At 73.7% G+C, this 25,390-nt stretch carries 25 protein-coding genes and 7 pseudogenes; 17 read left to right on the top strand and 15 right to left on the bottom strand.

Going from position 1 to position 25,390, the window contains the following annotated elements:
* Positions 1-3 precede the first annotated feature (3 nt).
* On the top strand, positions 4-1,368 hold the full coding sequence (gene serB / locus MF408_RS21775) for a phosphoserine phosphatase SerB (protein WP_345893790.1): 1,365 nt from the start codon (positions 4-6) through the stop codon (positions 1,366-1,368).
* 123 nt (positions 1,369-1,491) lie between these two features.
* On the opposite strand, the pseudogene MF408_RS27305 reads toward serB, so the two are convergent.
* A pseudogene (locus MF408_RS27305) lies at positions 1,492-1,725 on the bottom strand (histidine phosphatase family protein); the annotation flags it as partial.
* Between the two features lie 30 nt (positions 1,726-1,755).
* Here MF408_RS27305 and MF408_RS21765 point away from each other — a divergent pair.
* Together MF408_RS21765 and MF408_RS21760 are read left to right on the top strand one after the other, a co-directional pair.
* The gene (locus MF408_RS21765; RefSeq protein WP_240249383.1) at positions 1,756-2,175 is read left to right on the top strand and encodes a hypothetical protein; all 420 of its coding nucleotides are present in this window, start codon (positions 1,756-1,758) and stop codon (positions 2,173-2,175) included.
* Positions 2,151-2,468: a YwaF family protein gene (locus MF408_RS21760; RefSeq protein WP_240249382.1), complete on the top strand. Its 318-nt coding sequence runs from the start codon at positions 2,151-2,153 to the stop codon at positions 2,466-2,468. Before MF408_RS21765 ends, MF408_RS21760 begins: the two co-directional genes overlap by 25 nt.
* Here the strand turns inward: MF408_RS21760 and fabI are convergent.
* The 3 genes from fabI to MF408_RS21745 form a co-directional block, all read right to left on the bottom strand.
* Positions 2,413-3,207, bottom strand: a complete 795-nt coding sequence (gene fabI / locus MF408_RS21755) for an enoyl-ACP reductase FabI (protein WP_240249381.1) — start codon at positions 3,205-3,207, stop codon at positions 2,413-2,415. The two genes, MF408_RS21760 and fabI, sit on opposite strands and share 56 nt — an antisense overlap.
* A gap of 1 nt (position 3,208) precedes the next feature.
* Positions 3,209-3,919: a 3-oxoacyl-ACP reductase FabG gene (gene fabG, locus MF408_RS21750; protein WP_240249380.1), complete on the bottom strand. Its 711-nt coding sequence runs from the start codon at positions 3,917-3,919 to the stop codon at positions 3,209-3,211.
* Positions 3,920-4,033: 114 nt separating this feature from the next.
* Positions 4,034-4,246, bottom strand: a complete 213-nt coding sequence (locus MF408_RS21745) for a dodecin (protein WP_240249379.1) — start codon at positions 4,244-4,246, stop codon at positions 4,034-4,036.
* A 167-nt stretch (positions 4,247-4,413) separates the two neighbouring features.
* Here MF408_RS21745 and MF408_RS21740 point away from each other — a divergent pair, with 167 nt between their 5' ends.
* Positions 4,414-4,644 carry a DUF3099 domain-containing protein gene (locus tag MF408_RS21740; protein ID WP_240249378.1) on the top strand — a complete coding sequence of 77 codons (231 nt, stop codon included), beginning with the start codon at positions 4,414-4,416 and terminating at the stop codon, positions 4,642-4,644.
* Positions 4,634-4,843, top strand: coding sequence for an acetone carboxylase (locus tag MF408_RS21735; protein WP_240249377.1), 210 nt, complete (start codon positions 4,634-4,636; stop codon positions 4,841-4,843). Before MF408_RS21740 ends, MF408_RS21735 begins: the two co-directional genes overlap by 11 nt.
* A gap of 223 nt (positions 4,844-5,066) precedes the next feature.
* Here MF408_RS21735 and moaA read toward each other — a convergent pair whose 3' ends face one another.
* Positions 5,067-6,059, bottom strand: a complete 993-nt coding sequence (moaA, locus tag MF408_RS21730) for a GTP 3',8-cyclase MoaA (RefSeq protein ID WP_240249376.1) — start codon at positions 6,057-6,059, stop codon at positions 5,067-5,069.
* A gap of 167 nt (positions 6,060-6,226) precedes the next feature.
* Here moaA and MF408_RS21725 point away from each other — a divergent pair, with 167 nt between their 5' ends.
* Complete coding sequence (locus tag MF408_RS21725) at positions 6,227-6,907, top strand: SURF1 family protein (protein WP_240249375.1); 681 nt, start codon at positions 6,227-6,229, stop codon at positions 6,905-6,907.
* Here MF408_RS21725 and MF408_RS26080 read toward each other — a convergent pair.
* From MF408_RS26080 to glpK, 7 genes and pseudogenes are all read right to left on the bottom strand, one after another.
* Complete coding sequence (locus tag MF408_RS26080) at positions 6,904-7,140, bottom strand: SDR family oxidoreductase (RefSeq protein WP_275693260.1); 237 nt, start codon at positions 7,138-7,140, stop codon at positions 6,904-6,906. The genes MF408_RS21725 and MF408_RS26080 overlap by 4 nt on opposite strands.
* Complete coding sequence (locus tag MF408_RS21720; RefSeq protein ID WP_275693259.1) at positions 7,067-7,675, bottom strand: SDR family NAD(P)-dependent oxidoreductase; 609 nt, start codon at positions 7,673-7,675, stop codon at positions 7,067-7,069. The genes MF408_RS26080 and MF408_RS21720 overlap by 74 nt, the downstream gene beginning before the upstream one ends.
* A gap of 10 nt (positions 7,676-7,685) precedes the next feature.
* Positions 7,686-8,240, bottom strand: coding sequence for a glycerol-3-phosphate dehydrogenase C-terminal domain-containing protein (locus MF408_RS27300; RefSeq protein WP_345893789.1), 555 nt, complete (start codon positions 8,238-8,240; stop codon positions 7,686-7,688).
* Positions 8,241-8,346: 106 nt separating this feature from the next.
* Positions 8,347-8,790, bottom strand: a pseudogene (locus tag MF408_RS27295) (FAD-dependent oxidoreductase); the annotation flags it as partial.
* Complete coding sequence (locus tag MF408_RS27290) at positions 8,714-9,436, bottom strand: FAD-dependent oxidoreductase (protein WP_345893788.1); 723 nt, start codon at positions 9,434-9,436, stop codon at positions 8,714-8,716. The gene MF408_RS27290 and the pseudogene MF408_RS27295, both read right to left, overlap by 77 nt.
* 5 nt (positions 9,437-9,441) lie before the next feature.
* Positions 9,442-10,611 (bottom strand): ATP-binding protein, encoded by a 1,170-nt coding sequence (locus tag MF408_RS21710; RefSeq protein ID WP_240249374.1) that lies wholly within the window; start codon positions 10,609-10,611, stop codon positions 9,442-9,444.
* A gap of 78 nt (positions 10,612-10,689) precedes the next feature.
* Positions 10,690-12,220 (bottom strand): annotated as a pseudogene (gene glpK / locus MF408_RS21705) (glycerol kinase GlpK).
* Positions 12,221-12,324: 104 nt separating this feature from the next.
* Between glpK and MF408_RS21700 the strand changes: the two are divergent.
* From MF408_RS21700 to MF408_RS27280, 10 genes and pseudogenes are all read left to right on the top strand, one after another.
* Positions 12,325-12,903: a hypothetical protein gene (locus tag MF408_RS21700; protein ID WP_240249373.1), complete on the top strand. Its 579-nt coding sequence runs from the start codon at positions 12,325-12,327 to the stop codon at positions 12,901-12,903.
* A 132-nt stretch (positions 12,904-13,035) separates the two neighbouring features.
* Complete coding sequence (locus MF408_RS21695) at positions 13,036-13,476, top strand: phage holin family protein (RefSeq protein WP_240249372.1); 441 nt, start codon at positions 13,036-13,038, stop codon at positions 13,474-13,476.
* Positions 13,449-14,075: a DUF3618 domain-containing protein gene (locus tag MF408_RS21690; RefSeq protein WP_240249371.1), complete on the top strand. Its 627-nt coding sequence runs from the start codon at positions 13,449-13,451 to the stop codon at positions 14,073-14,075. The genes MF408_RS21695 and MF408_RS21690 overlap by 28 nt, the downstream gene beginning before the upstream one ends.
* 60 nt (positions 14,076-14,135) lie before the next feature.
* A pseudogene (locus MF408_RS21685) lies at positions 14,136-14,531 on the top strand (SDR family oxidoreductase); the annotation flags it as partial.
* A 34-nt stretch (positions 14,532-14,565) separates the two neighbouring features.
* Positions 14,566-14,862, top strand: a complete 297-nt coding sequence (locus tag MF408_RS21680; protein ID WP_240252102.1) for an SDR family NAD(P)-dependent oxidoreductase — start codon at positions 14,566-14,568, stop codon at positions 14,860-14,862.
* 83 nt (positions 14,863-14,945) lie between these two features.
* A complete protein-coding gene (locus tag MF408_RS21675) occupies positions 14,946-15,947 on the top strand; it encodes an S-adenosylmethionine:tRNA ribosyltransferase-isomerase (protein ID WP_240249370.1) in 1,002 nt (333 codons plus the stop codon).
* Positions 15,948-16,032: 85 nt separating this feature from the next.
* Positions 16,033-16,780 (top strand): annotated as a pseudogene (locus tag MF408_RS21670) (ABC transporter ATP-binding protein); the annotation flags it as partial.
* Positions 16,781-16,832: 52 nt separating this feature from the next.
* Positions 16,833-17,876, top strand: a pseudogene (locus MF408_RS21665) (FtsX-like permease family protein); the annotation flags it as partial.
* 106 nt (positions 17,877-17,982) lie between these two features.
* Positions 17,983-18,729: an ABC transporter permease gene (locus MF408_RS27285; RefSeq protein WP_345893969.1), complete on the top strand. Its 747-nt coding sequence runs from the start codon at positions 17,983-17,985 to the stop codon at positions 18,727-18,729.
* Positions 18,730-18,942: 213 nt separating this feature from the next.
* Complete coding sequence (locus MF408_RS27280; protein ID WP_345893967.1) at positions 18,943-19,326, top strand: FtsX-like permease family protein; 384 nt, start codon at positions 18,943-18,945, stop codon at positions 19,324-19,326.
* A gap of 10 nt (positions 19,327-19,336) precedes the next feature.
* Here MF408_RS27280 and MF408_RS21655 read toward each other — a convergent pair whose 3' ends face one another.
* On the bottom strand, positions 19,337-20,935 hold the full coding sequence (locus MF408_RS21655; RefSeq protein ID WP_240249369.1) for an ABC-F family ATP-binding cassette domain-containing protein: 1,599 nt from the start codon (positions 20,933-20,935) through the stop codon (positions 19,337-19,339).
* Positions 20,936-21,000: 65 nt separating this feature from the next.
* On the opposite strand from MF408_RS21655, the gene MF408_RS21650 reads away from it, so the two are divergent.
* Complete coding sequence (locus tag MF408_RS21650) at positions 21,001-21,948, top strand: neutral zinc metallopeptidase (protein ID WP_240249368.1); 948 nt, start codon at positions 21,001-21,003, stop codon at positions 21,946-21,948.
* A 20-nt stretch (positions 21,949-21,968) separates the two neighbouring features.
* Here the strand turns inward: MF408_RS21650 and MF408_RS21645 are convergent, their stop codons facing one another.
* Both MF408_RS21645 and MF408_RS21640 read right to left on the bottom strand, forming a co-directional pair.
* On the bottom strand, positions 21,969-24,488 hold the full coding sequence (locus MF408_RS21645; RefSeq protein WP_240249367.1) for a phosphotransferase: 2,520 nt from the start codon (positions 24,486-24,488) through the stop codon (positions 21,969-21,971).
* A pseudogene (locus tag MF408_RS21640) lies at positions 24,485-25,386 on the bottom strand (ABC transporter ATP-binding protein). Before MF408_RS21640 ends, MF408_RS21645 begins: the two are co-directional and overlap by 4 nt.
* Positions 25,387-25,390 lie beyond the last annotated feature (4 nt).

Below are 25,390 nucleotides of genomic sequence, written 5' to 3'. Positions count from 1 at the left end.
GAGATGACCGCCACCCAGGACACGCTGCTGATCACCCTCACGGGCAAGGACCGACCGGGGGTGACGTCCGCGGTCTTCACCGCGCTGGCGCAGTCCGGGGTGTCCGTCATCGACGTCGAGCAGATCCTGCTCCGTCGCCGGCTGCTGCTCGGCGTGCTCGTCAACGCACCGCGCGACCCCAAGAAGCTGCGCCGCGCCGTCGAGCAGGTCGCCGCCGAGCTGGAGATGTCGGTGGAGGTCGAGACCGGCACCGGCGACAACCGGACCCGGCGCGCCGGCCGCTCCCACGTGACGATCATCGGCGCACCGCTGCGCGCGTCCGCGATGGCGGCGATCGCGGGCCGGATCGCCGACTGCGGCGCCAACATCGACCGGATCGAGCGGATGGCGCGCTACCCGGTCACGGCGATCGAGCTCGACGTCTCCGGTGCCGACCCGCTGCGGCTGCGCACGATGCTCGCCCGCGAGGCGGCGGCCCGCAACGTCGACGTCGCCGTGCAGCCGGCCTCGCTGCTGCGGCACGCGGTGCGGCTGATCGTGATGGACGTCGACTCCACCCTGATCCAGGGCGAGGTCATCGAGATGCTCGCGGCCCACGCCGGGTTCGAGGCCGAGGTCGCGGCCGTCACCGAGGCCGCGATGCGCGGCGACATCGACTTCGAGGAGTCGCTGCGACAGCGGGTGCGGCTGCTCGCCGGGCTCGACGAGAGCGTGCTCGGCGAGGTCTACGACGCCATCGTCGTCAACCCGGGCGCGCGCACCATGGTCCGCACGCTCGGCCGGCTCGGCTACCGGTTCGCGATCGTGTCCGGCGGGTTCACCCAGATCACCAACCGGCTCGCCGCCGACCTCGGCATCCACTTCTCCCGGGCCAACACCCTGGAGATCGTCGACGGGCGGCTGACCGGCGAGCTGGTCGGCGAGGTCGTCGACCGGGCCGGCAAGGCGCGCGCCCTGCGCGAGTTCGCCGCTCGGGCCGGCGTACCGGAGGCGGCCACGATCGCGATCGGCGACGGCGCCAACGACCTCGACATGCTCGAGGCGGCCGGTCTCGGCATCGCCTACAACGCCCGCCCCGTCGTGCGGGAGGCGGCCGACACGGCAGTCAACGTGCCCTACCTCGACGCGATCATGTACCTGCTCGGCATCAGCCGGGAGGGAGATCGAGGCGGCGGACGCCGAGGCGGGGATCGTCACGCCCGCTCCCCCGGTCTAGCCCCGGCCGACGTCCATCAGCGCCAGCCGGCCGCTGCCCCGGCCCACCCCCGCCCAGCCGACGGGCAGGTCGAAGACCGCCACCGCGCTGGTGGAATAGCCCTGCAGCAGGCGGGTGGTGGCGGCCGGGTCGCCGTCACCGTCGTCGAGTAGGTGCGCCAGGCTGCCCATGGTGGGGTTGTGGCCGACCACCACCAGGGTGCCGACCGACTCCTCCGTCTCGCCCACCAGGTCGAGCACCGTGTCCTCGTCGGCCGAGTAGAGCGACTGCTCCACCTGCGGCTCCGTCGTCCAGCCGGCCGCGTCGGCCAGCACCTGCCAGGTCTGGCGGGTGCGGGTGGCGGGCGAGACCAGCGCTGCGTCCGCGGACACGCCGGCGGCTGCGAGCAGCCGGCCGGCGGCTGCTGCGTCGGCACGCCCCTGCTCGGTCAGCGCGCGCTCGACGTCGGAGGGCGCGACCGGCTCGGCCTTCGCGTGCCTGATGACGACCAGGCGGTGCGCAGTGACCATTCGCGCAGCCTAGTGCGGGATCCTGGACCCGTGCCGTCGTACGGGCTCACCCACCTGGTGCCGCTGGCGATCTTCGCCGCCGGCCTGGTCACCGTCGTCGTCGTCGGCGGCCGGCACCGCGCCGCCGAGGGCCCGACGACCTCCAGCCGGGTCGCCGCGCTGCTGATCCCGGCGGTCACGGTGCCGTTCCAGGTCTACGACGTCCTCGTCAACTTCGACATCGACGTGACGCTGCCCCCTGCACCTGTGCGACCTGGCGTGGGTGGCGGCGGCCTGGGCGCTCTGGACGCACCGCCCGGTCCCCGTGGCGCTGACGTTCTTCTGGGGGCTGACGCTGACCGTCCAGGGCGTCGTCACGCCGTCGCTGGGCGAGGACTTCCCCCCACCCGCGCTACTTCGCCTACTGGGCGCTGCACCTGCTCGTCGTGTGGTCGGCGGCCTACCTCGTGATCGGCCTGCGCAAGCCGCCCCGGTGGCGCGACTACGGCGCTGCGCTCGCGGCGACGCTCGCCTGGGCGGTCACGGCGTACGCCTTCAACGTGGTCGCCGACACCAACTACGGCTACCTGGTGCGCAAGCCGAGCGGCTCGGTCCTCGACTACTTCGGGCCGTGGCCGTGGTACGTGCTGCAGGAGGTCCTGGTGGTCGCGGCGGGGTGGGCGCTGCTCACCTGGGCGACGCAGCGGGCTATGCGCCCATCGCGTGGAAGCCGCCGTCCACGTGCACGATCTCGCCTGACGTAGCGGGGAACAGGTCGGAGAGCAGCGCGCAGACCGCGCGTGCGGTCGGCTCGGTGTCGGTCTGGTCCCAGCCGAGCGGCGCGCGGGTGTCCCAGAGCGACTCGAGCTCCTCGAACCCGGGGATCGCCTTGGCGGCGAGGGTGCGCAGCGGGCCGGCGGAGACCAGGTTGACCCGGATCCGGTCGGGTCCCAGGTCGCGGGCCAGGTAGCGCGCGGTGGACTCCAGCGCCGCCTTGGCGACACCCATCCAGTCGTACGCCGGCCACGCCACCGTGGCGTCGAAGGTGAGGCCGACGACCGACCCGCCGCCGGTCATCATCGGCCGGCAGGCGCCGGCCAGCGCCTTCAGCGAGTACGCCGACACCTGCACGGCCTGCGCGACGTCGTCCCACGGGCCGTCGAGGAACTTCCCGCCGAGCAGGGTCTCGGGGTTGCCGTAGGCGATGGAGTGCACGACGCCGTCGAGCGTCGCACCCTCGCCGAGGTGCTCGGCGACCTTCGCGGGGAGCGCCGCGAGGTGGGACTCGTCGGTGACGTCGAGCTCGAGCACCGGCGGCGTCTCCGGGAGCCGCTTGGCGATCCGCTCGGTCAGCCGGAGCGCCCGACCGAAGTTGGAGATGAGCACGGTCGCACCCTGCTCCTGGGCGAACCGGGCGATCCCGAAGCCGATGGAGGTGTCGTGGGTGACCCCGGTGACCAGGATCCGCTTGCCGTCGAGGAGCGAGGACTTGTCCAGCGCCATGTCAGTGCCCCATCCCGAGACCGCCGTCGACAGGGATCACGGCCCCCGTCACGTAGGCCGCTCCGTCACTCGCCAACCAGGTCACCGCGCTCGCCACCTCCGCCGGGTCGGCGTACCGCCCCAGCGGGATCCGGCCGCGGATCCCCTCCTTCAGGTCCTCGTCCAGCACCGCGGTCATGTCGGTGTCGACGTAGCCGGGCGCGACCACGTTGGCCGTGATCGACCGGGACCCGAGCTCGCGCGCCAGCGACCGGGCCATGCCGATCAGGCCGGCCTTGGACGCGGCGTAGTTGACCTGGCCCGGGGAGCCGAGCGTCGCGACCACGCTGGACACGAGGATGATCCGGCCTCGGCGCAGCCGGAGCATGCCCTTCGCCGCCCGCTTCGCGAGCCGGAACGAGCCGGTGAGGTTGGTGTCGAGCACCGACGACCAGTCGTCGTCCGACATCCGCAGCAGGAGCGTGTCGGCCGTGATGCCCGCGTTGGCGACCAGCACCTCGACCGGGCCGTGGGCCTCCTCGGCGGCCTTGAACGCCGCGTCGACCGCGGCGGCATCGGTCACGTCGGCCTTGAGCTCGAGCGCGCCGTCGGGCGCTCCCCCGCTCCGGGTGGTGACGGCGACCTTGTCGCCCTGGGCCAGGAACGCCTCGGCGATCGCGCGGCCGATGCCGCGGTTGCCGCCGGTGACGAGGACGGATCGGGAGTCGCTCACGTCCCACGACGCTAGTGGGCGGCGCCGCCGCCTCTCGCCGCCGACGCGCAGCAAACTCGCGCGGATTCTTTGTGGGGTCCGCACAAAGAACCGGGCCGGCCGCTCAGGCCGCGGTCACTCGTCCTCGAGCCGGAAGCCCACCTTCATCCCGACCTGGAAGTGCTCGACCTGGCCGTCCTTGATCTGGCCCCGCACCTGCGTCACCTCGAACCAGTCGAGGTGACGGAGGGTCTGCGAGGCCCGCTCGAGCCCGTTGCGGACGGCCTGGTCGATGCCGTCGGGCGAGGTGCCGACGATCTCGGTGACGCGGTAGGTGCGGTTGCTCATGGGGTCAGGGTAGACCGGGCGCGAGGGCGCGGGGGGCGAGCGACGGTCGCACCACGGGAGGGGGGCGTAGGCTGACCCCATGTCCGACGCGCCGATCCGGATCACCACGGTCGGGTCCACTCCCCCAGGCCGACCTGGCCCGGCGCCAGCGTCGCTACATCATCTCGATGTCGATCCGGACGCTCTGCTTCATCGCCGCCGTGATCGCCGGCGTCGCTGGCCTCAACTGGCTGTGGCCGTTCTTCATCCTGGCCGCGGTCGTCCTGCCCTACGTGGCGGTCGTCAACGCCAACGCCGCCAACACCCGCACCGACGCCCTGCCGCTGACCGGCGGCGGCCGTGCCGACCGCCAGCTCGGCGCCGGCAGCCGCGCTGACGAGGAGACCGGTGAGCGCTGACCCCGGCGGTGGCCCCGACCTCTGCTCGGCGAAGGGCTGCCGCACCCCGGCCGGCTGGCAGCTGCGCTGGAACAACCCCAAGATCCACACGCCCGACCGGCGGAAGGTCTGGCTGGCCTGCGACGAGCACCGGGAGTCGCTCGAGAAGTTCCTCGGAGCCCGCGGGTTCCTGAAGGAGACCGTCGCGCACGAGGAGTGAGGGGCGGAGCGCCCCCCGCCGGGCCCACCGCCCCACCGCCCGACTCATGTGCCGCTGCCCGCCCCACCTACCGCAGATTCATCAAGGGATGCAGGCGAGCTCGCACATCCCACGCCGTACCCACCATGGGAAGCGACGACTGACCGACATACCTTGATGAATCTGCGCCCACCGGGACGAGCAACCGCCCACCGGGACGACCCCGCCCACCGCGCCGCCCCCCTCAGCCCCCGATCGCCGACATCGGCCGGTCCGGCTGGAGGAACGTCGGGTCGTCGATGCCGTGGCCGGCGGCCTTGCCGCGCATGGCGGTGAGCCAGCGGTCGGCGAGGTCGGCGTCGGTGGCGCCGGCGCGCATCGCGTGGCGCAGGTCGGACTCATGGCGGGCGAAGAGGCAGTTGCGGACCTGGCCGTCGGCGGTGAGGCGCACCCGGTCGCAGTCGCCGCAGAACGGGCGGGTGACGGAGGCGATCACGCCGACGGTGGCGGGGCCGCCGTCGACGAGGAACAGCTCGGCGGGGGCGCTGCCGCGGGGCTCGGTGGCGGGCGTGAGGTCGTAGGCGCGGTCGAGCGCGGCGAAGATCTCGTCGGCGGTGACCATCTCCTCCCGCGACCAGCCGTGCTGGGCGTCGAGCGGCATCTGCTCGATGAACCGCAGCTGGTAGCCGCGGTCGAGGCACCAGGCCAGCAGCTCGGGCGCCTGGTCGTCGTTGACGCCGCGCAGCAGCACCGCGTTGACCTTCACCGGGCCCAGCCCGGCAGCGTCGGCGGCTGCGAGGCCCTCCACCACGTCCGCGAACCGGTCGCGCCGGGTGATCTCGAGGAACGTGTCGGGGCGCACCGTGTCGAGGCTGACGTTGACCCGGTCGAGGCCGGCGCCGGCGAGGGCGCCGGCGGTGCGGGCGAGGCCGATGCCGTTGGTGGTGATCGACAGCTCCACACCGGCGTCGAGGGCACGGGTACGACGCACGATGTCGACCAGCCCGCGTCGTACGAGCGGCTCCCCGCCGGTGAACCGGACCTCCCGCACCCCGAGCCGGGTGACCGCGACGCCGATCAGCCGCACCACCTCGTCGTCGGTGAGCTGGTCGTCGCGCGGCAGCCAGTCGAGGCCCTCGGGCGGCATGCAGTAGGTGCAGCGCAGGTTGCAGCGGTCGGTCAGCGAGACCCGGAGATCGGTCGCGACCCGGCCGTAGCGGTCGATGAGCGGCTGCACCCCGCCAGCATAGGCCGGGTCCGGGTTGGCGACCGGCTGGTCATACGGTGGTGCCGTGCGTGAGTGGCTGGACCGGACCCTCGGTCCGTGGCGGTTCCTGGTGAGCCGCCGGTGGCTTCTCTTCTTCCTGTCGATCATCCTCATCGGGGTCGGCACCTGGTGGCTCGGTGAGTGGCAATTCGGCCGGCTCGACGAGCGGCGGGACAAGAACGCCGTCGTCGAGGCCAACGCCGACCGCGACCCGGTGCCGGTCGAGGAGGTGCTGGCGCCGGGCGACCCGGTCGCCGCCGACGAGGAGTGGACGGTCGTCACCGCCACCGGGGGAGTACGACGCCGCCGACTCTGTCGTCGTCCGCTACCGCACCCGCGACGGCGTCGGCGGGGTCGACGCGGTGGTCCCGCTGGTGACCGCCGACGGGACCGCGCTCCTCGTCGACCGCGGCTGGATGGCGACCGACAACCGGGCGGTCGAGCCGGAGGAGCTGCCGGCTCCCCCGGCCGGCGAGGTGACGGTCACCGGCTGGGTGCGCGCCGACGGCACCGGCGACAGCACCGAGGTGGTCGACCGGGGGACGCGGGCGATCTCGAGCGTGGCGATCGGCGAGGCGCTCGGCCGCGAGGTGTTCGGCGGGTTCGTCGACCTGCGGTCGGAGGACCCGCCGCCCGCCGAGCCGCTCGAGGCCGCCGAGCCGCCGGACCTCGGCGAGGGGCCGCACTTCTTCTACGGCCTGCAGTGGTGGTTCTTCGGCGTCCTCGCGCTCGGAGGCTTCGGCTACCTCGCCTGGGACGAGCGCCGGAACGGGCCCCGCGGCGAGCGGCGCCGGCGTACTGCCGCGACCGACGCCTAGAGGGCGCGGGTCATCCCGCCGTCGACCGGCACCATCGCGCCGGTGACGAACGATGCGGCCGGGGAGAGCAGGAACGCCGCCACTCGCCCGAACTCGGCCGGCGCGCCGTAGCGACGCAGCGGGATCCGCTCGCTCCACGCGGCCCGTGCCTGGTCCGCGTCACCGGTGGCGGCGTCGAGCTCGGCGACCCGCTCGGTGCCGACCCGGCCCGGGAGCAGCCCGTTGACCCGCACGCCCCGCGGGCCGAGCTCGTCGGCCAGGGTCTTGGCGACCATCGCCAGCCCGGGCCGCAGGCCGTTGGAGATGGCCAGGTTGGCCAACGGCTCCCCGCACGCTGGTCGAGAGGACCAGGGCGAGCGCGCCGTCGGCGCCCAGCTCGGTGCCGATGTCACGCGCCAGCCGGACCCCGCCCAGGAACACCGACTCGAAGGCACCCGTCCACTGCTCGTCGGTCGACCCGAGCACCGGCCCCCACGGCGGACCGCCCACGCTGATCAGCGCACCGTCGAGCCGGCCCCAGTGGTCACGCGCGGCGGCGACCAGCCGGCCCGGCGTCGCGGGGTCGGCGTTGTCGGCGACGACGCCGACCGCGCAGTCGCGCCCGTCGACCTGGCGGAGCGTCGTCACGGCGGCGTCGACACTGTCCTGGCTGCGCCCGGAGACCACGACGCAGGCGCCGCCGGCGACCAGCTCGTCGGCGGTCGCCCGGCCCAGGCCGCGGGTGCCGCCGGTGACGATGAAGACTCGGTCGTGCAGGTGGAGGTCCATGCCGTCGAGATTACGGCGCGCCCTCGATCGCCTCGGCGACGTGGGACACCGGGACGACGTCGGGCGCACCCTTGCGCGCGGCGTCGGCGGTCTGGTCGTCGGGCTGCCGCTGGCTCTCCCGCTCGGCCTCCACCCGCTTGAGGTAGTGGTCGATCTCCCGGTCGCGCTGCGCGGCGTCCCAGCCCAGGTGGCCGCGCACCAGGTCGGCGACGTGGGGCGCCGCCGCCACCCCGCGGTCGAACGTCTCGATCGAGACCCGCAGCCGCCGGGTGAGGATGTCGTCGAGGTGGCGCGCGCCCTCGTGGGTGACGGCGTAGACCGCCTCCACCCGCAGGTAGTCCTCGGCCCCCGGCAGCGGCTCGCCGAGCTCCGGCTCGGCCGCGACGATGTCGAGCACCTCCAGCACCAGCGACCCGTAGCGGTCGAGCAGGTGGTCCACCCGGTTGACCGCCAGCCCGGACCGCGCGGCCAGGGTCCGCCGCTGGTTGCGCAGCGCCTGGTAGCCGTCGGCGCCGACCAGCGGGACGTCCTCGGTCACGCACGGCCCGGGCTTGCGCCCGAGCACGCTCGAGCCCGTGCACCGCCTCGTCGACGGCGTCCTTCGCCATCACCCGGTACGTCGTGTACTTGCCGCCCGCGACGACCACCAGGCCCGGCACGGAGTGGGCGACCGCGTGCTCCCGGGAGAGCTTGGAGGTCGCGGCGTCCTCCCCCGCCAGCAGCGGCCGGAGGCCGGCGTAGACGCCTTCGACGTCGTCGCGGGTGAGCGGCACCGCGAGCGCCTCGTTGACCTGGCCGAGCAGGTAGTCGATGTCGCGCGAGCTGGCGGCCGGGTGGTCCTTCGACAGCTGCCAGTCGGTGTCGGTGGTGCCGATGATCCAGTGCCGCTTCCAGGGGATCACGAACAGCACGGAGGTCTCCGTGCGCAGGATCAGACCGGTCTCGCCGCGGATCCGGTCGCGCGGCACGACCAGGTGGATGCCCTTGCTCGCGCGCACCCGGAACTGGCCGCGCTCGCGGGCCATCGCCTGCGTCTCGTCAGTCCACACGCCGGTCGCGTTGATCACCTGGGCGGCGCGGACGGCGAACCGGTGGCCGGTCTCGAGGTCGACCACGTCGGCTCCGACGACCCGCTCGCTCTCCTTGAGCAGGCCGAGGACGCGGGTGCGGGGAGGCGACGTGGGCGCCGTACGTCGCCGCGGTGCGGGCGAGGAACATCGTGTGCCGCGCGTCGTCGACCTGGGCGTCGTAGTAGCGGATCGCCCCCACCAGTGCGTCCTTGCGCAGCGACGGGAACGCCTTGCGGGCGCCGTGGCGGGTCAGGTGCCGGTGCAGCGGCGTGCGGTCGCCGAAGCCGCCGGCACGCGACATCGCGTCGTAGAGGGCGACCCCGGAGCCGGCGTACCACCGCTCCCAGCCGCGCCGCTTGAGCGGGTAGAGGAACGGCACCGGCCGCACCAGGTGCGGCGCCAGCCGCTGCATCAGCAGGCCGCGCTCCCGCAGCGCCTCGGCGACCAGACGGAAGTCGAGCATCTCGAGGTAGCGCAGGCCGCCGTGCACCAGCTTGGAGCTGCGGCTGGAGGTCCCGGACGCGAAGTCCCGGGCCTCGACCAGCCCCACCTCGAGACCTCTAGTGGCGGCGTCGAGGGCCGCACCGCAGCCCACCACGCCGCCGCCGATCACCAGCACGTCGAGCTCGCGGTCCGCGAGGCGTCGGAGGGCGGCGCTGCGGGCCCGGGGCGAGAGGGCGGCCGGCTTCATGGAGGTCAGTCTTGCCGATCCTGGTCGAGGATCCACCTGCCCATGCCCGGGGTGATGAAGTGGAGCGCTCCCCCGGCCTCGCGGTAGATCGTCCCCTTGCGGAGCAGCCGGGCCCGCAGGTAGGACACGCTGGTGACCGGTACGCCGAGCTCGGCGGCGACGGCGCCACCCTTCGGCACCTCGCCCCTCGCGGCGACGGCGGCCATCGCCTGCAGGTACTCCTGCTCGCGTGGGCTGGCGTCGTCCCAGCGGCTCCGGAACAGGTGGGCGAGGTCGGCCTCGATCCGCGGCACGGCCTGCCGCGCGTGGTCGACGCCGATCGAGCGGCTGCCGTGGGAGGCCCGCCAGGCGAAGTGGCCCGCGACCTGCAGGGCGTAGGGATAGCCGCCCGCGTGGCCGAGCAGCAGGTCCGCGGCGTCGGGCGTCATCGGGCGGCCGGCCTGCTGGGCGGGACCGACGAGCGCCTCACGGGCCTCGGTGGGCGGCAGGGTGTCGAGGTCGTGCCACTCCGCCCGCTCGAGGTAGGTCGGCAGCCGCCGCCGACCCCGGTTGTTGCGCAGGGTCGGGAGCGCCGCGAGGGCGAGGACCACCGGCCACCCCTGCGGCACGTGCTCCTGGAACGTGCCGCACAGCAGCGCGAGCTCCTCGGGAGCGGCGTTGTGCACCTCGTCGACCGTGATCACCAGCCCGGCACCGGCGTCGACGGCTGCGGCCATCGTCGTCCGGAGCACCGCGTCCAGCCCGTCGTCCGACCGCGCGTCCGCGGCTGCCTCGAGCTGCACCTCGCCGCCGATGCCGAACGCGTGCGCCTCGACCTTCCCGCCGGTGACCCGGGGCCGGCGCCGCGGCTCCCGCGGCTCGGTCCCGGCGAGCAGCTGGGCAGCGTCCCGCAGCCGCGACCCCAGCTCGACGAGCATCCGGCCGCCGACCTTGACCTCGACGTGCACCGCCGGCCACGAGTGGCGTTCGGCAGCGAGCTCGGCGATCTCGCCGAGGGTGACGGTCTTGCCCACGCCCCGCGGACCGAGCAGGATCAGCGGCCGCGGTGTGCGGCCGTCGTACGCCGCGATCTCCAGCGCCTCCGCCGCCCCGTCGAGCACGTCGGAGCGGCCCGCGAAGACGACCGGCGGCTGGTTGAACCCGGGCCGGTAGGGGTTCGGCTGACGATCGGCCACGACGGTCTCCTCCGGCTCTGGCACGTTGGAGCAACTATAGCCAACCCCTCCGCTTTATAGCGCGTTATAGCAGGAGGTTCAGTCCTCCAGCTCGGCCCAGCCCAGCGTCCGCTCGACCGCCTTCTTCCAGCGCCGGTAGCCGTCCTCGCGGCGCGCCTCGTCCCACCGGGGCTCCCAGCGGCGGTCCTCCGACCAGTTGCGGCGCAGCTCGTCGGTGTCGCTCCAGAACCCCACCGAGAGCCCGGCGGCGTACGCCGCTCCGAGCGCGGTGGTCTCCGAGACCACCGGCCGGCTCACCGGCACGCCCAGCACGTCGGCCTGGATCTGCATGCAGAGCTCGTTGGCGGTGACCCCGCCGTCGACCTTGAGCACCTCCAGCTCCACACCGGAGTCCGCGCACATCGCCTCCGCCACGTCGCGCGACTGGTAGCAGATCGCCTCCAGCGTCGCCCGCGCCAGGTGCGCGTTGGTGTTGTAGCGCGACAGCCCCACGATCGCGCCGCGGGCGTCGGAGCGCCAGTAGGGCGCGAACAGGCCCGAGAAAGCGGGCACGAAGTAGACGCCGCCGTTGTCGTCGACCTGACGGGCCAGGCTCTCGGACTCGCTCGCCCCGCTGATGATCCCGAGCTGGTCGCGCAGCCACTGCACCGCCGAGCCCGTGACGGCGATCGACCCCTCGAGCGCGTAGACGCAGGGCTGGTCGCCGAGCTGGTAGGCCGGCGTCGTCAGCAGGCCCGACCTCGAGCGGACGATCTCGGTGCCGGTGTTGAGCAGCATGAAGTTGCCGGTGCCGTAGGTGTTCTTGCCCTCCCCCGGCGCGAAGCAGACCTGACCCACGGTGGCCGCCTGCTGGTCGCCGAGGATGCCGGCCAGCGGCACTTCGCCGCCGAACGGCCCGCGGGTGCGGGTGAGGCCGTGCGGTCCGCTCGCGGTCGACGCCGAGGACTCCCCGGATCGCCGGCAGCATCGCCCGGGGCACGTCGAAGAAGCCGAGCAGCTCCTCGTCCCAGTCGAGGGTCTCCAGGTCCATCATCATGGTGCGGCTGGCGTTGGTGACGTCGGTGACGTGCACCCCGCCGTCGGTGCCGCCGGTGAGGTGCCACAGCAGCCAGGTGTCGGCCGTGCCGAAGAGCGCGTCGCCCCGCTCGGCCGCGTCGCGCACGCCGTCGACGTTCTCCAGGATCCACTGCAGCTTGCCGCCAGCGAAGTACGTCGCCGGCGGCAGGCCGGCGCGCTGCCGGATCACGTCGCCGCGGCCGTCGCGGTCGAGCGCGGCGGCGATCGCGTCGGTGCGGGTGTCCTGCCACACGATCGCGTTGTGGAGCGGCCGCCCGGTGCGGCGGTCCCAGACGAAGGTCGTCTCGCGCTGGTTGGTGATGCCGACGGCCACCAGGTCGTCGGCCGACAGCCGGGCCTTCCCGAGCGCGGTCTGCACCACCGCCGAGGTCCGCTCCCAGATCTCGACCGGGTTGTGCTCCACCCACCCGGCTCGCGGCAGCACCTGCTCGTGCTCGAGCTGGTGGCGGGCGACCTCGGCGCCGTCGTGGTCGAACACCATGAACCGGGTGCTGGTCGTGCCCTGGTCGATCGCTCCGACGAACTCCGCCATGGGGGCCACTCTGGCAGATCGCGGGCGGGCGCCGGCGGTTCCGGTGTGGCAGGGGGGATGCGGGGGGTACCGGACCACTTTCCCACCCCCGAGCTGGAGGCAACATGACCACGAGCGACTACGGGGCGGCCGGCTCCGACAGCGGCGTCACCGACAAGGCACAACAGGCAGCGAGCACAGCCACCGAGCAGGGCAAGCACGTGGCGGGCGTGGCCAAGGAGGAGGCGCAGGGCGTCGCCGCCGAGGCGGCCGAGCACGCGTCCGACCTGTTCCAGGAGGCCCGCTCGCAGATCGAGGAGCAGTCGCGCACCCAGCTGGACCGGTTGGTCGGCACCTTGCAGTCGCTGGCCGACGACCTCGAGCAGATGGCCCGGGGAGACGGCGCGGGCGCCGGCATGGCGCAGACCCTCGTGACCGAGGTCAGCGACCGGGCGCGGACGCTCGGCTCCCAGATGGAGGGCCGCCAGCCCGGCGAGGTGCTCGACCAGGTCCGCGACTTCGCGCGGCGGCGCCCCGGCACGTTCCTGCTGGGCGCCCTCGCCGCCGGGGTCGTCGCCGGACGGCTCACCCGGGCGGCGAAGGACGGCGGCGGGTCCAGCGGCACCGGCGGCACCGGGAGCACCGGCGGCACCGGCAGCACGGCCGGTGGGACCACCGGCGCGCCCCCTCACCGCCCCCGGTGACCTGCCCAGCTCCGGCCCGGGCCTGACCGACCCGGTGCAGCAGACCGGCACCGCGGCCGACGACCCGCTGAGCGGCACCGGCGCCCCGCCGACCGACGTGGTCTACCCCGAGGGCAGCGGCAGGGGGACGGCATGACCGCAACGCCGTCGGGACCGCCGCCGGACGGGGCCGGCGTCGGCGATCCGGGTGCAGCCGGCGACCGGTCGCTCGGCGAGATCGTCGGCGCCGTCGCCGACGACCTGACCACGCTCGTCAAGCAGGAGCTGGAGCTGGCCAAGTCCGAGGCGAAGGCCGAGGCGGCCAAGGCGGGGAAGGGCGCCGGCCTGCTCGGCGGCGCCGGGGCGGCGGGCTACCTGGCCCTGCTGTTCACCTCGCTGGCGCTGATGTTCCTGCTCGACAGCTGGATGCCCGTCGGGTGGGCGGCGCTCATCGTCGGCGCCCTCTGGGGCGTGGCAGCGGCGGTGATGGCCATGAGCGGGCGCAAGGAGCTCAAGTCGATGAACAAGCTCGAGTCGACGCAGCAGACGATCAAGGAGGACGTGGCATGGGCCAAGCAGCTGAAGAACGGATGACGGAGGAGATCGCGACCACGCGGGAGAGCCTCACCCGCGACGTGGACGCGCTCTACGACAAGGTGAGCCCCGGCCGGGTGGTCGAGCGCCGCAAGGCGGCGGCCCGCGACCGCGTCTCGTCACTGAAGGACCGGGTGATGGGCACCGCCCGGAGCGCCCAGGACTCCGCCCAGGGTGCGGCCGGATCGGTGACCGGCTCCGCGTCCGACGCGGTGTCGAACGTCGGCGGCACCGCCCAGCAGGCGGCCGGCGCGGTGCACCGCCAGACCGTGGGATCACCACTGGCTGCCGGCCTCGTCGCGTTCGGCGCGGGCATGGTCATCTCGGCGCTCATCCCCGCCAGCGAGAAGGAGTCGCAGGCGGCCCAGCGCCTGGTCGACACCGCCAAGGAGCACGGGCAGCCGGTCGTCGACGAGGCCAAGGCGGTCGGACAGGACGTCGGCCAGAGCCTCAAGGACAAGGCCACCGAGGCGGCCGAGGACCTGGAAGTCGTCGGCGCAGGAGTCGGCGAGGAACGTCGGCCAGGAAGGCCAGTCCGCCGCCGGCACCGTCAAGGAAGAGGCCCGGCCCGGCAGCTGATCGCCTGCCGCTTGACATGAAGTTAACTTGAAAATTGACCATGGGTGGGTCAACCCGATCTCCACCGGAAGGACCCACCCATGGTCAACGTCGCACTCGTCACCGGCGGCAGCGCAGGCCTCGGCCGCGCCCTCGTCGCAGGCCTCACCGCCCGCGGCTGGCAGGTGATCACCGACGCCCGGGACGCCGACCGCCTCGCCACCCTGTCCGACCTCCCCCGCGCCGACCTCGTCACCGCGGTCGCCGGCGACGTCACCGACGCCGATCACCGGGAGGCGCTGCGGGCGGCGGTGCAGGCGCACGGGCGGCTCGACCTCCTGGTGCACAACGCCGGGACGCTCGGCCCGGCGACCGGCGACTCGGCGTACCGCCTGCTGTCCGACGTCCGGCCCGAGGACCTGCAGCACGTCCTCCGCAGCAACGTCGGCGCACCGCTGGTGCTGACCTCGCTGCTCCTCCCCCAGCTCACCGCGTCCGGCGGCGTGCTGATGTCGATCTCGTCCGACGCCGCTGTCGACCACTACCCCGGGTGGGGGGCTCTACAGCGCCTCGAAGGCGGCGCTCGACCACGTCACGCTCACCTTCGCCGCGGAGAACGAGGCGATCACGGCGTACGCCGTCGACCCGGGCGACATGCGCACCGACATGCACCAGCGGTGGTTCCCGGGCGAGGACATCTCCGACCGACCGCTGCCCGAGACCGTGGTGCCCAGGCTGCTCGGCCTGCTCGAGCGCCGGCCACCGTCGGGCCGGTACCGCGCAGCCGACGTGCCCGCCGTCCGTGACGACGTCGAGGCGGGTGTCTGACGTGCCGCTGCTCGCCGAGCGCCCGACGACCACGTTCACCGCCCCGCAGCGCCGGTTCGCGCCGGCCCCGCCCGAGCGACGCGGTGTCGCGCGCGACGGCGTGCGGCTGCTCGTCGCCGGCGGGCGGGGGGCTCACACACACGACCTTCGCCCATCTCGGCGACCACCTGCGCGCGGGCGACGTCGTCGTGGTCAACGACTCCGCCACCGTGGCCGGACAGCTCGACGCGACGTCGACCCGGCACGGGCCGGTCGTCGTGCACCTCGCCACTCCCCTCGACGACGGGACCTGGGTGGTCGAGCTGCGCACCGCGCCGGACGCCGACCGTGCGGTCCTGGACGCCCGTGCCGGCGACCGGATCGACATCGCCGCCGGGACGGCGTCGCTGCGCCTCTCGGCGCCCTACCCCGAGCCGGGTTCGTCGCCGACCGGCCGGGGCGACCGGCTCTGGCGCGCCGAGACCGAGTACGACCTCGCGGCGGTCGCGGCGCGCTACGGCCGTCCGATCTCCTACGGCTACCTGGCGGACCGCTACCCGCTGGCCGACTACCTGACCGTCTTCGGGCGCCGGCCGGGCAGCGCCGAGATGCCGTCCGCCGGGCGCCCGTTCACCACCGAGCTGGTCACCGGGCTGGTCGCCCGGGGCGTGCACGTCGTGCCGGTCACGCTCCACACGGGGGTCTCCTCCCAGGAGGCGGGCGAGGCTCCGCAACCGGAGCGGTTCGAGGTGACCGCAGCGAGTGCGGCGGTCGTCAACGCCGCGCGGGCCGACGGGGGGCGGGTCGTGGCCGTGGGCACCACGGTGACGCGGGCCCTGGAGTCGGCGGTGGAACCGGCCGACGGCGGCGGTGGCTCCCCGCGGATGGTCGCGCGCCGCGGCTGGACGACGCGGGTCGTGACACCGGCCGACCCGCCGCAGGTCGTCGACGGGCTGGTCACCGGGTGGCACGACCCGGAGGCGTCGCACCTGCTGCTGGTCGAGGCCGTCGCCGGCGCCGACCTCACCCGGCGGGCCTACGCCGCGGCGGTCGAGGAGGGATACCTGTGGCACGAGTTCGGCGACTCCTGCCTCCTCCTTCCGTAGGGGGTGGCCTCGGGGAGATTCCCGATGGCACCTTGTCGGTGCGTTCGGGCAGGCTGGTCGCATGACGACGGCTACTTCTGCCCCGGCCGCGGCCCGGGCGGTCGACCTCCGCAAGACCTACGGCGCCGGCGACTCCGCCGTGCACGCGCTCGACGGCGTGACCGTCGAGCTCGCGAGCGGGCAGTTCACCGCCATCATGGGCCCGTCGGGCTCGGGCAAGTCGACGTTGATGCACTGCCTCGCGGGCCTCGACTCCCCCGACCTCGGGCGAGGTCTTCGTCGGCGAGACCGCGCTCGGCCACCTCGGCGACAAGGAGCTCACCCGGCTGCGCCGCGAGCAGGTCGGCTTCGTCTTCCAGGCGTTCAACCTGATCCCCACGCTGACCGCCCGCGAGAACATCGTGCTCCCGCTGAGCCTGGCCGGTCGCAAGCCCGACCCTGCGTGGTTCGACACCGTGATCGACGCCGTCGGGCTGCGCGACCGGCTCGGGCACCGCCCCAACGAGATGTCGGGCGGCCAGCAGCAGCGCGTCGCCTGCGCACGCGCGCTCGTCACGCGACCGTCGATCGTGTTCGCCGACGAGCCCACCGGCAACCTCGACAGCACGTCCGGCGCCGAGGTGCTGTCGTTCCTGCGGCGCAGCGTCGACGACTTCGGGCAGACGATCGTGATGGTCACCCACGACGCCGTCGCGGCGTCGTACTGCGACCGCGTGGTGTTCCTGGCCGACGGCCGGGTGGTCGACGAGATCACCTCCCCCGAGCGGGAGCAGATCCTCGAGCACATGACCTCCCTCCAGGCCGCCGCGGCTGCGCGCTCCGGGGCGGTCTGACGTGCTCCGACTGACCCTGCGCAACCTGTTCGCGCGCAAGCTGCGCCTGCTCATGAGCGGGCTCGCCGTCGTGCTCGGGGTGGCGTTCCTGTCGGGCGTCCTCGTCTTCAGCAACGGCCTGTCCAGCACGTTCGACGGCATCATCAACGGCTCGACGCCCGACGGGATCGTCCGCTCGGAGGTGTCGCAGGAGCTCGCCGAGTCGGCGCTCTCCACCAGCGCGGCCACGCTGTCGCCCGAGCTGGTCGACGAGCTCGAGACGCTGCCCGAGGTCGAGCGCGCCGACGGCGACGTCGTCGGCTTCGGCATGAGCCTGCTCGCCGACGACGGCACGGTCGTCGGCGGCACCGGCGCCCCGACGTTGGCCTTCAACTACCACGACGCCCCCAACATGGCGGGCGAGCCGATCCTCGAGCTCGAGAGCGGCCGGTGGCCCGAGGCGCCGGGCGAGGTGGTGCTCGACTCCGGGGCGGCCCACAACGGCGGCTACGAGCTCGGCGACGAGGTCGGGCTGCTGGCCCCGTTCGGCGACCCGCAGCGGAGCGCGACCCTCGTCGGCACGGCGGAGTTCAACGGCGGCGGCACCGCCGGCGCGACGCTCCTGATCTTCGACACCGAGGGCGCGCAGGACCTGTTCCTCCAGGGCGAGGACCAGTTCAACCAGATCACGCTGACCGCCGCCGACGGCGTCAGCCAGCGCGAGCTGGCCGATGCCGCCGCGGCCGTGGTGCCGGCCGGCTTCGAGGCGGTCACCGGCGACAAGGTGGCCGACGAGCAGCAGGACGCGTTCGGCGTCTTCCTCGACGTCATCGAGATCTTCCTGCTGGTGTTCGCGATCATCGCCGTCATCGTCGGCGGGTTCATCATCGTCAACACCTTCTCGATCCTCGTCGCGCAGCGCACCCGTGAGTCCGCGCTCCTGCGGGCACTCGGCGCGTCACGGGGACAGGTCACCCGGTCCGTCATGGTCGAGGCGCTCGTCCTGTCGGTGCTCGCGTCGACGCTCGGGATCGCGCTCGGCCTGCTGCTCGCCCGCGCCCTCGCCGCGACCTTCCGCGCCGTGGGCCTCGACATCGCCGGCGACGCCCTGCAGCTCACCACCGGAGCGGTGGTCACCAGCTACGTCGTCGGCATCCTGGTCACCGTGGTCGCCGCCTTTCGTGCCGGCCCGGCGGGCCGGCCGGGTCGCGCCCGTCGCCGCGATGCGGATGGACTCCGCGACGACCCGCGGCTCGATGCGGAGGCGCACCCTGATCGGAGCCGTGGTCCTCGTGATCGGCGCCGGCCTCGTGGCGGTCGGGCTCGGCGACGCCCCCAGCTCCGACGCCGCCTGGATCGGCGCCGGCGCCGTGCTGTGGATCCTGACCATCGCGGTGATCAGCCCCGTGGTGGGGCGCCCCGTCGTCGTCGCCTGCCGCGCGCTCTTCTCGCGGGCGTTCGGCGCACCGGGCCGGCTCGCCGGCGAGAACGCCCTCCGCGACCCGCGCCGCACCGGGGCGACGGCCTCGGCACTGATGATCGGCCTCGCGCTGGTGTCGACGATCGGCGTGCTCGCCGCCTCCCTGAACAAGTCGGTGACCGACCTGGTGGACGAGCAGTTCACCGCCGACTTCCTCGTCCAGACCACGACGTTCACGCCGTTCACGACCGAGATCGGCGACTCCTTCGAGGACGTCGAGGGCGTCGAGGTCGTCAGCCGGCAGCAGAGCCTCGGTGCCCAGCTCGACGGCGACGGGGTGAGTGTGGTCGGCAACGACGAGTCGTTCGCCGAGATCTACGACCTCGACGTCGTCGAGGGCCGGGCCGTGCCGCGGGGGCCGAGGCCGTCCTCGACGACTGGTTCGCCGAGGACAACGACCTCGCCGTCGGCGACCGGCTCGACCTCCGGCTCGCGGCAGCGGGTCGGCTCGACGTCGAGGTGGTCGGCATCGTGGGGTCCAGCGAGGTGACCGGCCCGATCACCGTGCCGCTCGACCAGCTCACGAAGGCCGGCGTGCCGCGCCAGGACTCCGCGATCAGCATCACGGTCGAGCCGGGTGCCGACGTCGACGCGGTCGGCGAGGCGCTCGACGACGCCGCGGCGTCGGTGCCGATCGTCGGCGTCTACGACAAGGGAGGAGTTCGGCGACGAGATCCGCGGGCAGGTCAACCAGCTGCTCTACATGATCTACGGCCTGTTGGCGCTGGCGATCGTGATCGCCGTCATCGGCATCGTGAACACGCTCGGCCTCAGCGTGATCGAGCGCACCCGCGAGATCGGCCTGCTCCGTGCGATCGGCATGAGCCGGGCCGCGCTGCGCCGAATGATCACCCTCGAGTCGGTGGTGATCGCGGTGCTCGGCGCCGTGCTCGGCCTGGTGCTCGGCCTGCTGATCGGGGTCCTGCTGCGCGAGTCGCTCAAGGACGACCTCACCAGCCTCGGGCTCCCGCTCACCCAGCTCGTGCTGTTCCTCGCCGTCGCCGTGGTCGTGGGCGTGCTCGCGGCGGTGGTGCCCGCGATCCGTGCCTCCCGGCTCAACGTGCTGGAGGCGATCGGCACCGAGTAGCGGTCTCGCGTCAGGCGAGCGCGACCAAGTCGGCGTACTCCACGTTCCAGAGGTCCTCGACGCCGTCGGGCAGGATCAGCACCCGGTCGGGCTCGAGCGCGTGCACGGCGCCCTCGTCGTGGGTGACCAGCACGATCGCGCCTTCGTAGGAGCGGATCGCGGCGAGCACCTCCTCGCGCGAGGCGGGGTCGAGGTTGTTGGTGGGCTCGTCGAGCAGCAGCACGTTGGCCGAGGACACGACGAGCGCCGCGAGTGCGAGCCGCGTCTTCTCACCGCCCGAGAGGACCCCTGCCGGCTTGTGCACGTCGTCGCCGCTGAACAGGAACGACCCGAGCACCGAGCGGGCCTCGGTGTCGGTGAGGTCCGGGGCCGACGACCGCATGTTCTCGAGCACCGTGCGCCCGACGTCGAGCGTCTCGTGCTCCTGCGCGTAGTAGCCGAGCTTGAGGCCGTGGCCGGGCACGACGCGGCCGGTGTCGGGCTGCTCCAGCCCGGAGAGGATGCGCAGCAGCGTGGTCTTGCCCGCGCCGTTGAGGCCGAGGACGACCACCCGGGTCCCCCGGTCGATGGCCAGGTCGACGTCGGTGAACACCTCGAGCGAGCCGTAGGACTTCGACAGCTCCTCGGCCGTCAGCGGCGTCCGGCCGCACGGTGCCGGCTTGGGGAACGCGATCCGCGCGACCCGGTCGCTCTGCCGCTCCGCCTCGACCCCCGCGAGCATCCGCTCCGCCCGCTTGAGCATCGACTGCGCCGCCTGCGCCTTGGTGGCCTTGGCGCGCATCTTGTTGGCCTGGTCGGTGAGCGACTTGGCCTTCGCCTCGGCGTTCGCCCGCTCCCGCTTCCGGCGCTTCTCGTCGGTCTCGCGCTGCTGGAGGTAGGCCGTCCAGCCCATGTTGTAGGCGTCGATCACCGCGCGGTTGGCGTCGAGGTGGAGCACCCGGTTGACGGTGGCGTCGAGCAGGTCGGTGTCGTGGCTGATCACGACCAGGCCCCCCGAGAACGCCTTGAGGAAGTCGCGCAGCCACACGATGGAGTCGGCGTCGAGGTGGTTGGTCGGCTCGTCCAGCAGCAGCGTCTCGGCGTCGGAGAACAGGATCCGCGCCAGCTCGACCCGCCGGCGCTGGCCACCCGAGAGCGTGCGCAGCGGCTGGCCCAGCAGCCGGTCGGTGATGCCGAGGCTGTGCGCGATCGTCGCGGCCTCGGCCTCGGCGGCGTACCCGCCTCCGGCGTGCAGCTCCGCGTCGGCCCGCTCGTAGCGGCGCATCGCGCGCTCACGGGTGGTCGGGTCGTCGCTGCCCATCTCGACCTCGGCCGCACGCAGGCGGCGTACGACGTCGTCGAGCCCGCGCGCGGACAGGATCCGCTCGCGGGCGAGCTGGTCGGGGTCGCCGGAGCGGGGGTCCTGCGGGAGGTAGCCCACCTCCCCCGTCGACGTGACCGAGCCACCGGCGGGCAACGCCTCGCCGGCGAGGATCTTGGTGAGGGTCGTCTTCCCCGCGCCGTTGCGACCGACCAGGCCGACCTTGTCGCCGGCGGCCACACGGAAGGTGACGTTCTCCATCAGGAGCCGGGCACCGGCCCGGACCTCGAGCTGGTGGACCGTGATCATGACCGCACCAGTCTCCCACGGGCGTCGGTCCCGCCCGAAAAACGCCGGTTGTCTAGGCTCCGAGCATGGTGCGGTTCAACCCGAGGGCCCGGCTCGACCGGTCACGTGTCCGGGACACCGGCTCCCGCGGCGGCGGGTACGGCGGCCGGGGCATGCGGCTGCCGATCCCGGGCGGAGCGGGCGCCAAGGGTGGCCTCGGCGGGATCGTGCTCGTGATCGCGTTCGTCGTGCTCGCCCAGGTCACCGGCATCAACCCGTTCGCCGGCGCGGCGTACGACCCGAGCCGGCTCGCCGACGCCGACGACACCGGTCGCTACGACCACTGCGAGACCGGTGAGGACGCCAACGCCGACCACGACTGCGCCCGGGTGGCCGTCGAGAACTCGCTCACCGACTTCTGGGAGGGAGCCCTCGGCGGCGACTTCCGGCCGATCGAGAGCCTGACCACGTTCGGTGGGTCGGTCGGCACGCAGTGCGGCGGCGCCGACTCCTCGGTCGGGCCGTTCTACTGCCCGGCGGACGAGTCGGTCTACCTCGACACCACGTTCTTCGACCAGGTCCTCGAGCGCCAGCTCGGCGGGCCCGACGGCGGGTTCGTCGAGTTCTACGTGCTCGCCCACGAGTACGGCCACCACATCTCGAACCTGCTCGGCTTCATGGGGCAGGTGCGCACCCAGGAGACCGGCCCCACCTCGCCGGGCGTCCGGCTCGAGCTGCAGGCCGACTGCTACGCCGGCCTCTGGACGCAGCACGCGACCACCACCGAGGACGCCGCCGGCGAGGTGCTGCTCGTCGACCTCAGCGAGCGCGACATCGACCTCGCCATCAAGGCCGCCGAGGCGGTGGGCGACGACTCCATCCAGCGCAAGACCCAGGGCCAGGTGACCGAGGAGTCGTGGACACACGGGTCCGCCGCCCAGCGCAAGCACTGGTTCCTCGTGGGCTACGAGCAGGGCGACGTGCAGGCGTGCGACACGTTCGCCGCGTCCGAGGCCGAGGTGCTGGGGCGGTAGCGCTCCCGCGCCGCCCCCCGCTATAGCTCGAGCAGCGCCTCGATGTGGGGGAACTGCCGCTGCAGCGCCCGCAGGTGCGGCGCCACCGACGGGTGGCGGTACTTGGCCGCGAGCGCACCCTCCCCCGCGGCCGCGCGGGCGAGTGCCCACTCGGCGCGGCTGAGCGCGGTGTAGACGGCGACCACCCTCGCCCCGAGCACCACCTCGTCGCGGCCGGCCGCGTCGTCGGGCAGGCCGAGCAGGAAGGCGTCGAGCAGCGGCTCGAACTCCTCCCGCGCCGACAGCGACAGGTAGCCGAGGTCGCCGCCGACCGGCCCGGTCCCGAGCGTCCCCCAGTCGATCGCCACCGCCTCGTCGCCCTCGCGTCCGGGGATGTTCGTGGCCGTGGGGTCGCCGTGCTGCGGCACCTGCGGGAGGCCGTCGAGCAGGTCGAGCATCGTGCCGCGGTGACGCCACAGGTGGTCGGCCACGTCGGCGACGCTCGTGCGAGCCAGCGTCGGCCAGCCGCCGCGGTCGGCCACCCGCTGCAGCCGGTCGCGGAGCAGGTGGCGGGCGAGGAACCGCGGCCGGGGCAGGTCGGCACCGGCGAACCGGCCGAGGGACACCGCGAGGAACAGGCCGCTCGCGGCGGCGTCCTCCACCCAGTCCCGCACGATCGTGATGCCGTGCGGGTCCTCCTCGACGGACGCGCGGGCGCCGCGCAGCCCGGGCGTCGCGTCCACGAGCCCGGTGGAGACCACGTCGGCCTCCCGCCGCCAGTAGCCGACGTGCTCGGGGTCGGACAGGGCTGCCGGGTCGCCGGGCTCGGGCGCCGCCAGCCGCTTGACGACCACCGGCCGGCCGCCGAGCGCCGTGCGCCAGACGCCCACGGTGGACGTCCCGGTGCCTCCCGGGAGCGCCACCCAGCCGGGCTCGGGCTGCCACATGGTCAGCGAAACTAGCCGATGTCGCGCCGGCGGAACGCCATTTGGCCCGCCACGGAGAGGCCTGCGGCGACCGCGGCGACCGTCGCCACGGGCACCGGGTCGACGTCCTCGGCCGGCACCAACGGCATCCACTCGAACGGCGACAGGTCGCGCAGCCACCCCGGCAGCTGCAGCGCCTCCCCCGAAGACCAGGACGACCACGGCGAGCACGAGGGGAAGCCAGGCGAGCAGCAGCAGCCGCGGGAGAAGCCCGTGGAGCAGCCGGGCAGCCGCGCTGAGCACGAGGACGGGCACGACGTACGCGAGTGCCGGGAGGCCGAGCCGCACGACGGCGCCACCGTCGCCGGTGACGAGCGCGTAGCCGGCGCCCAGGCCGAGGCCGGCACCCGCGAGCACGACGACGGTGCCGAGCACGGTCACGACGACGTGGCCGGCCAACCAGGCGGTCCGCGGGAGCGCGGTCGCGAGCAGCACCTCGGCGTGGCCCGCTTCCTCCTCGGCCCGGGGACGGAGGGCCGAGGACACGGCGAAGCCGGCGCTGATCAGGGCGAGCATCACCAGTGCCGTGGCGTAGAACCCGTCGACGAGCCCGCCGGTGCCCCCGCCGGCCATCACGTCGCGGGCCAGTCCGCCGTCACCGAGGACGTCCTCGACGCTGTCGCCGATCGAGCCGTAGCCGAGCCCCAGCACCAGCAGGCCCAGCGTCCAGCCGGCGACCGACCCGCGTTGGAGCCGCCACGCCAGGCCGAGCCCCGACCGGAGGTCGCGTCCCGCGGTGGCGGGGCCGGGACGGGCGGCGAGGACACCGGACCCGACGTCGCGGCGCCCGAACAGGAGGTACGCCGCGGCAGCCGCCGCCACCGTCGCGGCCAGCAGGAGGAGGAGCGGCCACCAGCGCAGACCGGAGTAGGCCTGCATGGCCTGGTACCAGCCGATCGGCGAGAGCCAGCTCAGGACGCCGTTGCCCACGTCGCCCACGGCACGCAGCCCGTAGGCCACCCCGAGCACGGCGCCGGCGATGCCGTACATCGCGCGCGTGCTCTGGGTGAGCTGGGCAGCCACCAGGGCGGTGCCGCTGAACGCCCAGCCGCAGGCGGTCAGGCCAAGGCCGGTCGCCAGGCTGTCGGCGACGGGCAGCGGCATGCCTGCGAGCGGCGACTCCTGGCGGAGGGTGAGCAGGCTCAGCGCGGTGAGGAGGCCGAGCAGGAGGTTGGCGAGGAGCGAGACCAGCAGCGCGGCGGTCAGCGGCGCGTGGCGACCGATCGCCGTGCTGCGGACCAGCTCGTCGCGCCCCGACTCCTCCTCGGCCCTGGTGTGGCGGCCGACGAGGAACATGCTCATCAGCCCCGCGACCACGGCGCCGAACGCGCTGACCTGCCAGAAGACCTGGCCGCCGACGGTGTCGAGCGCCCGGGTCGGGCCGAGCATCGCGACGAACGCGGCGTTGGCGCCCATGCTGGCGGCCGCCCGGTCGAGCTCGTCCTGGGTGGCGTACAACCCGGCGAGGCTGGCGCCCTGCGACCAGTAGAGAAGCGTGCCGCCGAGGCACCACCAGAGGATCATCCAGCGGTCGCGGCGCAGGTGGCCGCGCAGCAGCGTCGCGACGCCGGTCATCCCTCGACCCGGTCGCCGTAGTGCCGCAGGAACAGCTCCTCGAGGGTCGGCGGCTGGGCGACCAGGCTCCTGATGCCGACCCGGTGCAGGGCTCCGACCGCCTCGTCGATCCGGTCGGTCTCGACCTGGAACCGGACCCGGTGTCCCTCGACCGCGAGGTCGTGCACGCCGGCGAGCCGGGCCAACCCGTCGGGCGGGGCGACGAGCTCGGCGTCGACCGAGGTCCGGGTCAGGTGCCGCAAGTCCGCGAGCGTCCCCGCCTCGACCACCCGGCCGGCGCGGATGATGCTCACCCGGTCGCACTAGCTTCTCCACCTCGGCCAGGATGTGGCTCGACAGCAGCACTGTGCCGCCGCGCTCGCGGAACCGGCCGACGTACTCCTGGAAGGTCTCCTCCATCAGCGGGTCGAGGCCGCTGGTCGGCTCGTCGAGGAGGAGCAGCTCGACGTCGGAGGCCAGCGCCGCCACGAGGGCGACCTTCTGCCGGTTGCCCTTGGAGTAGGTGCGACCCCCGCTTGGTCGGGTCGAGCTCGAAGCGGTCCAGCAGCTCGGCCCGGCGGCGCGGGTCGAGCCCTCCCCGCAGCCGGCCGAGCAGGTCGATCGCCTCGCCGCCGGTCAGGTTGGGCCACAGGCTGACGTCGCCCGGCACGTAGGCGAGACGACGGTGCAGCTCCGCCGCGTCGCCCCACGGGTCGCCGCCCAGCATCCGGACCGTGCCCGAGGTCCGGCGCAGCAGGCCGAGGAGGACCCGGATCGTCGTGGACTTGCCGGCGCCGTTGGGACCGAGGAAGCCGTGCACCTCCCCCGGCGCGACCGTGAGGTCGAGGCCGTCGAGGGCGCGGAACGAGCCGAACTCCTTGACCAGGTCGTGGATCTCGATGACGGGTTCGTTCGTCACTCGA

The sequence above is a fragment of the Nocardioides sp. TF02-7 genome (genome assembly GCF_022437945.1).
Lineage (GTDB): Bacteria > Actinomycetota > Actinomycetes > Propionibacteriales > Nocardioidaceae > Nocardioides.
This window is presented reverse-complemented; position numbering and strand designations above follow the sequence as displayed.